The 12,480-nt window shown below is 73.5% G+C and carries 8 protein-coding genes; 2 read left to right on the top strand and 6 right to left on the bottom strand.

Annotated features, from left to right (window positions below; genetic code table 11):
• Positions 1-7: 7 nt before the first annotated feature.
• The 4 genes from AAFN69_RS06510 to AAFN69_RS06525 form a co-directional block, all read right to left on the bottom strand.
• Positions 8-619: an HAD family phosphatase gene (locus AAFN69_RS06510; protein WP_347727338.1), complete on the bottom strand. Its 612-nt coding sequence runs from the start codon at positions 617-619 to the stop codon at positions 8-10.
• A complete protein-coding gene (locus AAFN69_RS06515; RefSeq protein WP_347727339.1) occupies positions 612-2,165 on the bottom strand; it encodes a GMC family oxidoreductase N-terminal domain-containing protein in 1,554 nt (517 codons plus the stop codon). Before AAFN69_RS06515 ends, AAFN69_RS06510 begins: the two co-directional genes overlap by 8 nt.
• 296 nt (positions 2,166-2,461) lie before the next feature.
• Positions 2,462-3,253, bottom strand: coding sequence for an SDR family oxidoreductase (locus AAFN69_RS06520; protein WP_347727340.1), 792 nt, complete (start codon positions 3,251-3,253; stop codon positions 2,462-2,464).
• Positions 3,253-4,422 (bottom strand): sedoheptulose 7-phosphate cyclase, encoded by a 1,170-nt coding sequence (locus AAFN69_RS06525; RefSeq protein WP_347727341.1) that lies wholly within the window; start codon positions 4,420-4,422, stop codon positions 3,253-3,255. The genes AAFN69_RS06520 and AAFN69_RS06525 overlap by 1 nt, the downstream gene beginning before the upstream one ends.
• An 895-nt stretch (positions 4,423-5,317) precedes the next feature.
• On the opposite strand from AAFN69_RS06525, the gene AAFN69_RS06530 reads away from it, so the two are divergent.
• Positions 5,318-6,568, top strand: a complete 1,251-nt coding sequence (locus AAFN69_RS06530; protein WP_347727342.1) for an ROK family transcriptional regulator — start codon at positions 5,318-5,320, stop codon at positions 6,566-6,568.
• Between the two features lie 84 nt (positions 6,569-6,652).
• Here AAFN69_RS06530 and AAFN69_RS06535 read toward each other — a convergent pair whose 3' ends face one another.
• A complete protein-coding gene (locus AAFN69_RS06535; RefSeq protein WP_347727343.1) occupies positions 6,653-7,948 on the bottom strand; it encodes an MFS transporter in 1,296 nt (431 codons plus the stop codon).
• Between the two features lie 462 nt (positions 7,949-8,410).
• Between AAFN69_RS06535 and AAFN69_RS06540 the strand changes: the two genes are divergently transcribed.
• Positions 8,411-11,266 carry a BTAD domain-containing putative transcriptional regulator gene (locus AAFN69_RS06540; RefSeq protein WP_347727344.1) on the top strand — a complete coding sequence of 952 codons (2,856 nt, stop codon included), beginning with the start codon at positions 8,411-8,413 and terminating at the stop codon, positions 11,264-11,266.
• Positions 11,267-11,492: 226 nt separating this feature from the next.
• Here AAFN69_RS06540 and AAFN69_RS06545 read toward each other — a convergent pair whose 3' ends face one another.
• Positions 11,493-12,035 carry a hypothetical protein gene (locus AAFN69_RS06545; protein WP_347727345.1) on the bottom strand — a complete coding sequence of 181 codons (543 nt, stop codon included), beginning with the start codon at positions 12,033-12,035 and terminating at the stop codon, positions 11,493-11,495.
• Positions 12,036-12,480 lie beyond the last annotated feature (445 nt).

Genomic DNA, 12,480 nt, shown 5'->3' on the forward strand with positions numbered 1-12,480 from the left:
CCGGGTGTCAGGGACCGCCGGGGGCGATCGGACGGATGTCCACGACGGGCATGCCGGCCCGGTGCGCCGCGAGGCAGCCCTCGTCGCTGTCCTCGAGGACCAGACACCGCGCCGGTTCCGCGCCCAGCCGGCGGGCGGCCAGCAGGAACAGCTGGGGGGAGGGCTTCCCCGCGTCGACGTCCTCACGGGTCACGAGGACCGGGAAGAGTCCGGCGAGACCGAGTGCGGCCATGGTGGCCTCGATGCCGGCCCGCCGCCCGCCGGAGGCCACCGCGATGGGACGGTGGGCGTTCTTGCGCGCGAGGTCGCAGACCCAGCCGATCTCCCGGACGCGGTCCAGCCGGCCCAGATACGCCGTCTCGCACTCCGCCGCGAGCTCCTCGGCGGGGCGGGGGAGCGTGATGCGGTGCTCCTCGGCCGCCTGAACCAGCGTCTCCGCGCTGGAGGTTCCGGTGCGCGCGGCGTACCACGACCAGGGCACGGAGACCCCGAGCCGGCCGAGCACATCGTTCAGGGCCGCGTAGTGCGCCTCGTGGCTGTCGACGAGGGTGCCGTCCCAGTCGAAGATCAGCGCGTCGTACGCGTCGGTGTCGGGGAGTGGGTTCAGTACGTCAGACACGGGCGTCTCCGGGGAGGGTGGTCGCGGTCCGCGCGGGGTGGCGGTCCCGCCCGCCGATCATCTCGGCGGCCTTCTCGGCGATGGCGTAGACCGCCGCCGCGGTGTTGCCGGTGGGAACGGCGGGCATGACGGACGCGTCGGCGACCCGCAGGCCCGCGACACCGTGGACGCGCAGCTCGGGGTCGACCACGGCCCGCGGGTCGGTGCCGAGGCGGCAGGTGCCGACCGGGTGGTACTGGGTCTGGGCGTGCTGCCGGATGAAGGCGGTGATCTCCTCCGCGGACGGGCCGCACGGGTGCGGGGAGCGGGCGGCCCGGTGGACCCGCAGACCCGGCGCGTCCGCGAGGGAGCGCGCCAGCCGGACACCGGCGATCAGGGGTTCGATGTCCTCGGGCTCCGTGAGATACCCGGGGTCGATCGCCGGCGCGGTGAGCGGGTCGGCGGAACGCAGGCTCAGACGCCCCCGGCTGCGGGGCCGGGTGACGGCGGGGCCGATGGTGAACCCCTCACCGGGCCGGGCGCCCTGGTTGAGGCCGGACATCGGGGCGAAGGACAGCTGGACATCGGGCCCGATCAGCTCGGGCGAGGTGCGGACGAAGCCCCCGGCCTCACCGAGATTGGACCCCGGATCGACCGGATATGTCCGCTCGGTGGCCCAGGAGAGGGAGACCTGGAGGTGATCGTGGAGATTCTCCCCGACACCGGGCAGGTCGGCGGCGGCTTCGATCCCGTGGCGGCGCAGTTCGCCGGCCGGGCCGATGCCCGAGAGCAGCAGCAGATGCGGCGAGCCGATGGTGCCGCCCGCCAGGATCACCTCGCGCTCGGCACGCAGCGCCGTCCGTCCGTTCTCGCTCCGTGTCTCGACCCCGATGGCCCGGCCGGCGTCGAGGAGCACCCGCACGGCCCGGTGCCCGGTGAGCACCGTGAGGTTGGGCCGGCCGAGGGCCGGGCGCAGATAGGCGGTGTACGCGTCGCAGCGCCGGCCGCCCGCCTGGGTGACCCGGTAGAGACCGACGCCCTCCTGCACCCCGAGGTTGAAGTCCGGATTGTGGGCCAGGCCGGATTCCCGCCCGGCGCGGACGAAGGCTTCGGCCAGCGGGTGGTGCCGCAGCCGTTCGGAGACCGTGAGCCGGGCCGGGGGAGCGTCCCCGCCGGCGCCGTCCCGCCCCTCCAGCCGGTCGAACCAGGGGCGGAGCGCGGCGTGACTCCAGCCCTCGCCGCCGAACTCCGCCCAGTGGTCGTAGTCACTGGACCGGCCGCGGATGTGCACCATGGCATTGACCGCGCTGGAGCCGCCCAGCAGCCGCCCCCGGGGCCAGGCGAGCCGCCGGCCGTCGAGCTGCCGCTGCGGCTCGGTGCGCAGGGCCCAGTCGAGCGGGCCGCCGAACAGCTCCGGCCAGCGGGAGGGCTGGTCGACGCGCTCGTCCCGCGCGGAGCCGCCGGTCTCCAGCAGAAGGACGGACACGGACGGGTCCGCCGAGAGCCGGTCGGCCAGGACACAGCCGGCCGTACCGCCGCCGACGACGATGTAGTCGTGAACGGTCATGGAACCTCCAGGGAAGCGCCGCGGACACCGGTCGGCGCGGACCGCGGCGGGGGGAGTGCGGGCCGGCGTACTCCGCCGGGGCGCACGGCTTCGGGCGCCGCGGCGGAGGGCCGGCCGGCGTTGGCGGGCAGTGAGTGATGTCATGTCACGCCGGGCGAGGTGAAACGGGGGCGGCGCGGGACACGGTGTTTGTCGCGCATCGGCTCGGACGGGTGTCGGACGGATCTCGGACGGGTGCCAGGCGGTTCGTCAGGCGGGTGTCAGGCGGTTCGCCAGGTGGGTCGTCGGGCGGGTCGTCAGGTGGCGAGGAAGCCGCCGTCCACGCCGAGCACCTGACCGGTGACATAGGACATGGCGGGGGAGAGCAGGGCGAGCACCACGCCCGCCACCTCGTCCGGGTCCCCGATCCGGCCCGCGGGTATCAGCCGGCGCCAGTCGGCGGCCCCGTCCAGGTGCTCCGCCGAGCGCCGGAACATCTCGGTGTCGATGGGCCCCGGGGCCACCCCGTTGACCCTGATGTCCTCGGCGGCGTTCTCCACGGCCGCCGCCCGGGTGAGGGCCACCCCCGCGCTCTTGGTGGCGGTGTAGGCGCCGACTCCCGCGAAGACGGGCCGGAAGCCGTGCACCGAGAGGTTGTTGACGATCGCACCGCCGCCCCCTCGGTCCCGCATATGGCGGATCTCCTGCCGCATGCAGAGCCACAGACCCCGGAGATTGACGGCGACGGCCTCGTCGAAGACGTCCTCGCCGAGTTCGGCGACCGTGCCGTCGGCGGAGACACCGGCGTTGTTGAAGGCGCAGTCCAGCCGCCCGTACCGGTCCACCACCGAGCCGACCAGCCGCTCGACGTCGTCCGCGGCGCGGACGTCGGCGCGCACGAAGGCCGCGTCGTGGCCGCGGGAGCGGAGCTCGTCAGCAGCCTTCCCGCCCTCGGCCTCCCGCCGTCCGGCGAGCACCACCTTCATTCCCGCCGCCGCCGCGGCCCCGGCGGTCGCCAGGCCGATGCCGGCGGTGCCGCCGGTGACGAGGAGGACCTTGCCGGAGAGACCGGGGCCGCCCGGCCCCGTCCGCGCCGCGTCCCCGGACATCACGCGGCCCGCTCGCCGACCAGTGGTGTGTCATCGCCGAGGGTGAAGGCCCGGAGCCCGCGGGCGGCGCGCTCGATCTCCCCGGGGGTGACGTCGTTGAGGAAGGTGTACTCGCCGATCCCCGCCATCACCGGCAGGTTCTGGGCCCCGTTGCGGTGGCGCACGGTGTCCTCCAGCGCCTCCGTCAGTGCGGCCGGGTCGAAGAACTTCGGGTGTGAGCACCGCAGTCCCAGACCCTTCGCGGTGCGGATGACCCGGCGGACCTCGTCCTCGCGGAGATAGCCGCGGTGGTGGGCCAGCACCGCGGAGAAGACACAGTCGATGGCGACGGCCTCACCGTGCAGGAGATCGGGCAGTGAGGACATCTCGATGAGCGGGCTGAAAGAGTGTCCATAATCCACGCACCGGCGGAGGTTCTTCTCCCAGAGATTGTCCTTGAGCTCCTCGTGCATCCCCCGGATTGCTTTCCGGATGACCTGGACCGGCTCGATGCCGTTCTGGAACCTGGTGCGCAGGAGTTCCGGTCCGTGGCTCTCCAGGAGTTCGAAGAGGGAAATGTCTTTGATCATCCCCATCTTGAGGATCTCGCCCGCTCCATTGCTCAGGTGGCGCTGGGGGAGAGTGGCCAGAAAGGATGAGTCGATGAGGGTGAGAGGCGGTGGGCTGTAGGAGCCCAGCCGGTTGCGGAATCCCTGGAAGTTGACCCCGGTCTTCGCCGCGACACTGACATCCACCAGCGAGAGAAGGGTGGTGGGGACACGGATGTGAGGAATGCCCCGGCGGTAGAGATTGGCTGCGAGACCCACGACATCGAGCAGCACTCCGCCGCCGATGGCGATGGGCGGATTACTGACACGCAGGGTGCCCGTCGCATTGAGGGCGGCCACGATCTGGAAGACGGTACCCATGGTCTTGTTCGGTTCGTCGCCGTCCAGCGTCAATATCTGGTGTGCGACGCCGTTCTTCGATAAATAGTTCTCGATGCGCGCCCCGTAGTGCCGCGCCACCTGGGTGTCCACAATGACCAGACGGGGGCCCGTCGCGCCGCCGTCCGGTGTCTCCAGCAGTGCCGGATTGTCCGGGTCGAGCACGTCGACGGACTCCCGGACCTCGTAATTCACATTCAGGGTGGCATTGACGCGCCATGAAGACAGCTCGGTTGTACTCACGGTCTCGTACCGTCCTTGCTCTGCGTCGGGGCAGACTCGATTGCCGGGGGTGCGGCTCCGGCTCCGGCCGGCTGCCGGGGCGGCAGCCGTATCGGCACATATCTGGATCATTCGCCTTGTTCATGCGGCAGTTGGGTGAGACAGCCGAGAATGAGCAGGCGAAAGAGCACGCCGTGCGGATGAAAGTGAAGGCAATCGGCCCGGCGGGATTCGCGGCCGGACCGGATTCTCTCAGGTGGGCGGAGTATGACGGGCAGCACAAGGGCAACCCTCATGGCTCTGCGCCCGTGGCGGGAAACGCAGAGGCCGGGAAGCGGGGGAATACCGGGAGGAGTCCCGCGGCAGATCGGTGCGCTTGTGCGGCGCGCCCGGCGGACGGCCGGATGCCGTCCCGTCACATCGGTCCGGACACTCCTGTCCGAAGCCGTGAAAAGCCCTGGCTCATCGCGGTGTTTCCGATGCGTGCTGCCGGTTCATTCACACGGCGGACATCATTGTCCGCGCGTCACTGCCTTGTGGTGTGCGGCGATGTCGGCGCCGTGGGCGGGACAAAGGGATGGTGGTGGCAGGGGTGACATCCGGATCCGCCGCAAGCGGTTTGTGTATTGCTCTCCGGGATTGTCGGGCGGAAAACCCACTCCCCTGGCCTCCTTCGCACTGATGCGGCCCGTGGGCGCGCATGACTGACAGGACGCTCCGGGCCGGACCGCCCATGACGGCGATGCGGTGCCCGTTTGTGCCGTGTGCTCGGTCATTGGTGCGCGGCAGCCGTTTCCGGCGATGGCTTCGCCGGTCCAGCGGTGCCTGGAAAAATCCGAACCACCTACTTACGTAGGCGGCTTTACTAAGTATGAAACACTGCTCCCCCTGACGAGTCAAGGAAAACTTCGGACACATGACAGTGAACAGATTGCAGCCCGGCGGGATACGGTCCGTCACCTTGCGAACGGTCCTGGACGAGCTCCGTGTCTCCGGGCCGCTGCGCGTCGCCGACCTGGCCGGCCGGACATCGCTCTCGCGGCCGACCGTGATGCAGGCCGTCGCCGCGCTGGAACAGGCCGGATACGCGGCCTACCTCGCCGAACAGGAGGACGACCCCGGCCGGCCCCGCATGGGCCGCCCGGCCCGGCGCGTCCGGTTCCGTACCGAGTGCGGATACGCGGTCGGTGTCGACATCGGCGCGCACAAGATCCTCGCGGTGGTGTCCGACCTCGCCGGCACCCGGGTCGGCTGTGTGCGCACGGTGCTTCCCGGCCGGGCGGCCGGGGACGAACTGCTGGCGGCCACCGTCGGCACGATCCGCACCCTGCTGGAGTCCGCCTCCGTTCCGGTCACCCGGCTGCGCGCGATCACGGTGGGCACCCCCGGTGTGGTGGACGCGGCCCGGGGCACCGTGACACAGGCGCCGCACCTCAACGGCTGGCCCGCCGTGCCCCTGACGGCCGAACTCACCGAGGAGTTCGGCTGTCCGGTGCACCTCGACAACGATGTGAACCTGGCCGTCCAGGGGGAACGCGCGCACGGGGTGGCCGGCCGCGCCGACACGGTCGTCTATGTCCTGTGGGGCGCCCGGCTGGGTGCCGGGCTCGTGGTCAACGGAGTGCTGCACCGCGGCTCCTCGGGAGCCGCGGGCGAGATCGGCCACATCGACCTCGGCCGGGACGGGGCCCGGGGGTCCGGGGGAGACGGCCTGGGCGATCTGGAGAAGTCGGTGGGGGCCGCGACCATCGCCCGCCTCGGCCGGGACGCCGCCCGCCGCCCCGGTGGGCGGCTGCTGCTGGAACGCGCGGGCGGGGACCCCGAGAACCTGGACGCCGCGGCCGTGTTCGCCGCGGCGGCGGACCACGACCCCGCCGCGCTGGAGGTGGTGACGGAGGTGGTGGGCCGGTTCGTCACCGGGATCGCCCCGCTCTTCCTGATCCTCGATCCCGATCTGGTCGTCCTGGGCGGCGGCGTCTCCCGGGCCGGACCGGTACTGCTGGACCTGGTCCACCGGGAGCTCGCCGGCCGGGTACTGGTCCCGCCGCGCCTGGCGCTCTCCTCGCTCGGCGAGGAGGCGGTGGCCACCGGGGCGGTCCATATGAGTGTGCAGTCCGCCTACGAGACCTTCCTGGCCGGACTCGCCGGCGGCACCGGATCCTCGTAGCCGGGGAGCCGGGCCGGCCGGTGGGGACCGTACCCGCCGCCCGGCCCGGCGCCCCGGCCTCCGGGCGGTACGCATGCGGCCGGCTCAGCCGGCGGCCGGCGCCGGCGGATCCTCCAGCGCGCTGTGCCGTACGGCGAAGGCCACAGCGGCGGCCAGCGCGGCGAGTCCCGCGGTCGTGGTGAGGGCGATGGTCAGGGAGAACCAGTCGGCGAGGAACCCGATGGCGACGGGCCCCAGCAGAATGCCCCCGTAACTCATGGTGGACGCGGCGGCCACCCCGCTCGGCCCGGCCAGCGCCCCGGAGCGGGCGATGGCGATCGGGATGATGTTGGCCAGGCCCAGCCCGCTGATGACGAAGCCGGTCAGCACCGCCGGCACGCTCGGCCCCAGCGCGCCGGCGAGCATCCCGACGGCGGCGACCACACCGCTCGTGACCAGCACCCTCGACTGTCCGAAGCGTTCCAGGAGCGCGGTGCCCGAGAGCCGTCCCACCGTCATGGCCAGGGAGAAGACCGAGTACCCCATGGCCGCGGTGCCGGCGCCGGCCCCCAGATCGGCCGAGAGGTGCAGGGCGCTCCAGTCGGCGAGGGCGCCCTCCCCGTACTCGGTGCACAGGGCGATCAGACCCAGGATCAGCACCAGCCGGCGGGCCCGCCCGGCCATGGAGCGGCCGTCCTTCTCCCCGCCGCCCGGGTCCGATTCCCTGTGCTCGGCCGCGGCCTCGCCCTCGGGCACGGCCGGCGCGGGGATCGCATGCGCCAGCAGGGGCCGCGCCGCGACAGCGGTGAGGGCCAGCCCCAGGGCGGCGAGCAGCAGCAGATGCCGGGTGGCGCTGAGCTGGCCGGCGACCAGCCCGCCCAGTCCCGCGCCGAGCATGCCGCCGAGGCTGAACGCCGCGTGGAATCCGGGCATCACCGGACGGCGCAGCACATCGACCAGCTCCACCGCCGCCGCGTTCACCGCGACGCTGATCCCTCCGTACGCGGCGCCGAAGACCAGCAGGACCAGTCCGAGGGCGAGCGCGGACGCGGTCAGCGGCGGAAGCACCACACTGCACGACAGCAGTACTCCGCTGACCACGATCACCCGGTGGCTGCCGAAGCGGCGGCAGAGCCGTCCGGTGAGGGTCATGGTCACCACCCCGCCCACGGACACACCCAGGAGGGCGAGACCGAGTGCGCCGGCGGAGGCGCCCGTCTGTTCCTTGATGGCCGGAATGCGGACGACCCAGCCCGCGAAGATGAAGCCGTCCAGGGCGAAGAAGGCGGTGAGGGCGATCCTCAGCCGCCGCAGAAGCAACTCGGGAGACTCGTCCGGGGGCCCGTCATCGCGCTCCCGCTCCCCGGCCAATACGGAACGTACTTTGTTTAATGGCTGCATAAAAGCAGGCTAGGGGCGTGCCTTCGGCCCGCACAATGACCACTATCGGCCGTGTCACCTCCGCCGGGCGGGGGATCGCCACCGGATCGCGCGGTTCCGGCGGCCCTTCGTGAACGCCCGCCGGGGTGTGCACGGGCACCCTCCGGACCCGTCCCGAGGCGCCCTGCGGACCCGTCCCGCAGTCGGGAACAAGCCGCGTCGGGCGGGGATCACCCGTCGGCCCGGCCCGGCTGTCCCCTCCCCGCCGGAGCGGGAGCGCCACTCCGCCCGCCGGGGGCCGGTTCGGGCCACTTCCGCCCGTTCCGCGCCCCCGCCGGCGACACGCCGGGGAAACAGGTGACTCCCGGGGCGAATTGACTGTAGACCTCACGCAGTGCGCGGAGGGGCTGTACGGGCCGGTCGACGGGCCCGCCCCCGACCGGGCGGCGCACGCGGGCACGGGGGAAGACCGAGAGGAATCAGGTGCCGGATGATCCGGGGTGCTCCGACTTACACCGGGACGCGGGCGGCGGGCTCCGCTTCGGAGTGCTGGGGGCGGTACGGGCATGGCGCGGTGACGAACCCGTACCGCTGGGCACACCCCAGCAGCGTCTGGTGCTGGCGGTACTGCTGCTCGCCGGGGGCCGGGTGGTGGGCCGCGAGCGGCTGATCCGGGCCCTGTGGGAGGACCGGCCGCCGGCCACCGCCGTGCGCACCGTGCAGACCTACATTTCCCAGCTGCGGCGGCTGCTGGGGCCGGAGGCCGTGCGGCGGGAGGGTGAGGGGTACGCGATACCGGCCCGGCCCACGGATCTGGCCGAATTCCTCGCGCTCTGCGACCGGGGGAAGCGGGCCGAGGCGCTGGCACTCTGGCGGGGCGAGGCCCTGCTCGGACTGGCCGGCCGCTGGGCCGCGGCCGAACGCGCCCGCCTCGCCGGACTGCGGCAGAACGCCGTGGAAGCCCTCGTCGAACAGCGGCTCGACGACGGGGACGCGGCGGGGGCGGGAGCCGAACTCGCGGCACTCTGCGCCGAACAGCCGCTGTGCGAAAGGCTGCACGGACTGCTGATGCGCGCCCTGTACGCGCAGGGGCGGCAGGCCGGGGCAATCGCGGTCTACACGGACCTGCGGCAGCGGCTGGACGAGGAGCTGGGGGTGCGGCCGACCGCGGAACTCGCCTCGCTCTATTGGCGGATCATCTCGGGCGAGGGGACGGGCGGTACGCCCGCCGCCCGCGCGGACCGGCACCGTACCGGCGGAGACGCCCCGGCGGACCGTGCCGGCGGCGGGCCCGGGGAGGAGTCCGACCCCGGCGGCGGCGACCGGACGTCCCCGCCCGCCCAGCTCCCCGCCGACATCCGGCACTTCACCGGCCGCGCCGCGTCCGTCCGCCATCTCGCCGAGCTGGCGGCACCCGGACCCACCGCCTCCGCGGTCGCGGTGGTGGGTCTCGGCGGGGTCGGCAAGACCGCGCTCGCGGTCCATGTCGCCCACCGGCTCCGGCAGCGGTACCCCGATGGCCAGCTCTTCGCCGACCTCCGGGGCGCGGGCGGCGAACCGGTGTCCCCGGGCGCGGTGCTCCACGGATTTCTGCGCGCCCTGGGCGCCGCCGCGTCGGCGGTGCCGGAGTCCACCCGGGACCGGTCGGCGGCCTTCCGGTCACTGCTCGCCGGCCGGCGGGTCCTGATCGTCCTGGACAATGCCCGGGACTTCGCCCAGATCCGCCCGCTGCTGCCCGGGGCCCCCGGCTGCGCGGCCATCGTGACCAGCCGTTCCTGGCTCGGCGGCATCGCCGACGGGCGGACCGTCGCCCTGACCGCGCTGAGCCCCGGGGAGTCGCTGGCCCTCCTCACCGGCATCACCGGGGAGCGGCGCACCGGGGCGGAACCCGCGGCGGCGGCGGCGATTACCGAGCTCTGCGGCCATCTTCCCCTCGCCGTGCGGATCGCGGCGTCCCGGCTCTGCTCCCGGCCGCGCTGGCCCCTGGAGTGGCTGCGCCGCCGCCTCGCCGACGAACACGGGCGGCTCGCCCAGCTCCGGATGGCGGATCTGTCCGTGGAGTCGGTGTTCGCCCTCTCCCACGACCGGCTCTCCCCGGAGCGGGGCCGGGCCTTCCGGCTGCTGTCGCTGGTGGAGGGCGACACCTTCTCCGGGGCCGCCGCCGGCGCGGTGCTCGGGGTCTCCCCGGACGAGGCGGAGGAGATCTGCGAGGAGCTGGTGGATCTGTCGCTGCTGTGCTCTCCCGCGCCGGGCCGCTACCGCTACCACGATCTGATGCGCGACTTCGCCCGGCAGCGGTGCGCGGAGCGGGAGACCCCGCCCGAGCGGGAGGAGGCGCTGGAGCGGCTGCTCGATCTGTGGCTGGCGACCGCCCGCGGCCTGGACCGCTTTCTCTACCCCGGGGACTCGGTGCCCGACGGTGTCGCCCCCACCCGGCTGCCGGAATTCGCCCCGGCGGATGCCCATGGCGCGGTGGACCGGCTGCTGGCCGAGTCGGAGGGGATCCTGCGGCTGCTGCGCACCGCGCTGACGCGGCCGGGGACCGATCTCGTCTCCGTGGCCGAGATCCTGACCTGCCTGGAGTATCTGACCGAGTCCGGCGGCGACCTCGTCCCGTACACCGGTGTCGTACGGCTGCTGGTCGGGACCGCCGCGGCGCGCGGCGAACGGCGGGCCGAGGGCTGGGGCCGCTATCTGCTCGGCTACACGCACTACCGCCGGGGTGATCCGGACGCGGCGGCGGCGGAGTTCTCGTCGGCACGGGACGCGAGCCGGGAGTGCGGGGACGCGGTCACCCTGGGGCGTGCGCTGAACCGGCTCGGGATCGCGGCGCGTTCGGCCGGCCGGGCGGCGGAGGCCGTGGGGCACTTCCGCGCCTCGCTGGCGGTCTGGTACGAGCGCGGCGACCGCTTCCCGCAGGGCAGCGCGCTCGGCAATCTCGCACCCGCGCTGCTCGATCTCGGCCGCAGGGACGAGGCCGTCGCGGCGGCGCGGGAGAACCTCCGCATCAAGGAGGGACTCGGCGGCGACGGCACCACGGCCACCGCGCGCTATCTGCTGGGCAGGGTGCTCATCGGCGCGGGCCGGCACGAGGAGGCGGTGGTTCAGCTGGAGGCCGCGATGGGCATGTTCCGGGTCCGCCGGCTGCGGGTGTGGCAGGAGGCCACCCGGCTGAGGCTGGCGCAGGCGCAGCTCGCGCTGGGACGCACCCAGCTGGCGCGGATACTGGCCGGGCGGTCCCTGGAGGCGTTCCGGCGCTGGGGGGAGCGCTCCCTGGCGGCGGAGGCGTCCGAGCTTCTGACGGGGGTGGGCCGGGGCACCGTCAACCGGGCGGGCTGAACGGCGAATCGGGCGGGCCGGCCGGTGGCCGGTGGCCGGTGGTGACGGTGGCGGGTTCGGAGCCGGTGGCCGGTGGCCGGTGGTGACGGTGGCGGTGAAGGCGGCGGGTTCGGAGCCGGTGCACGGTCACGAGCCGGTGGCCTTCGGTAGCGCGCCCGAGGGGTTCCGTGGGGGCGGGTGCCGGGGCGGAAGCCCCGGCACCGGCCCCGCGCGGGGTGATCCGGAATCAGCCGAAGGAGATCGTGGAGGTGCGGTCGTTCCACCAGCCGAGGTTCGACGCGGGGGACTTGTACGGCTCGCTCACGGCGCCGCCCCACTGGGAGTGCTGGTAGAGGGTGATCCAGCAGACCGAGCTGGGGGTGAGTGAGCTGATCTGGTCGTTCCAGCGGCTGCCGCCCAGCTCCCAGGCGTAGTCCTCGCCATTGCCGGTCGCGCAGGCGTGGTTGCCCCAGAAGTAGAGGGAGTCGCCCAGGTGGTCGGCGTCCCAGGAGGCGGTGCCGAGCCAGGTGCGGCCGGTGCCCCAGTCCTCGCGCGCCAGCGCGGCGGTCAGCTCCGCCGGGTTGTCGGCGGTGGTGACGGCCCCCTTCGAGCCGGCCTTCGCCGCCTGGCGGAAGGTGTCGAAGCAGGTCACCTTCTTGGTGGTGACATCGGCGACGCACTGGTCGCCCCTGCCGGAGGTGCCGGGGGTGTCCGAGGCGGCGTTGGCCGGGAGGGCGGTGCCGAGGGCGAGGGCGGTGGAAGTGGCGAGCACGGCGATGATTCTGCGCATGTCGGGGGGTTCCCTTCGTGTGCGGGGCGGATCTCGCACCTGCGGAAACGACGATGCCCGGCGCCGTTCAACAACCGCACAATGTCCAGGGGGGCGCACGCTCAACGCCGTACGACGGCATCCGCCGGTGACGCCGCCGGCCCGGCTCCCCGCCTTCCGCGACCCGGCCGGGACCGGACCCGTCCCGGGCGGGCGGCCGGCTGTCGTCCAGTCGCGTTCGATGCATGGGGAGCCGTCGGCGGCGGCGGAGAGCGGGGAGTGGTCGCGGGCGGCGGCCCGCAGGCCGCCGGCGCGGCTGACGCCCCCGTCCCCGGGGGGGATTCCTCGACCCGGTCCCACCGGGGCCGACTTCGTCCGCCATATCCGGCGTGCCTCACCACCCCCGCCGTCCGCCGCACGTCGGGGCCCCCGCGTACGATCACCGACGGCACCGTGACGTACCGGC

Source organism: Streptomyces sp. CAU 1734 (assembly GCF_039888735.1).
Classification (GTDB): domain Bacteria; phylum Actinomycetota; class Actinomycetes; order Streptomycetales; family Streptomycetaceae; genus Streptomyces.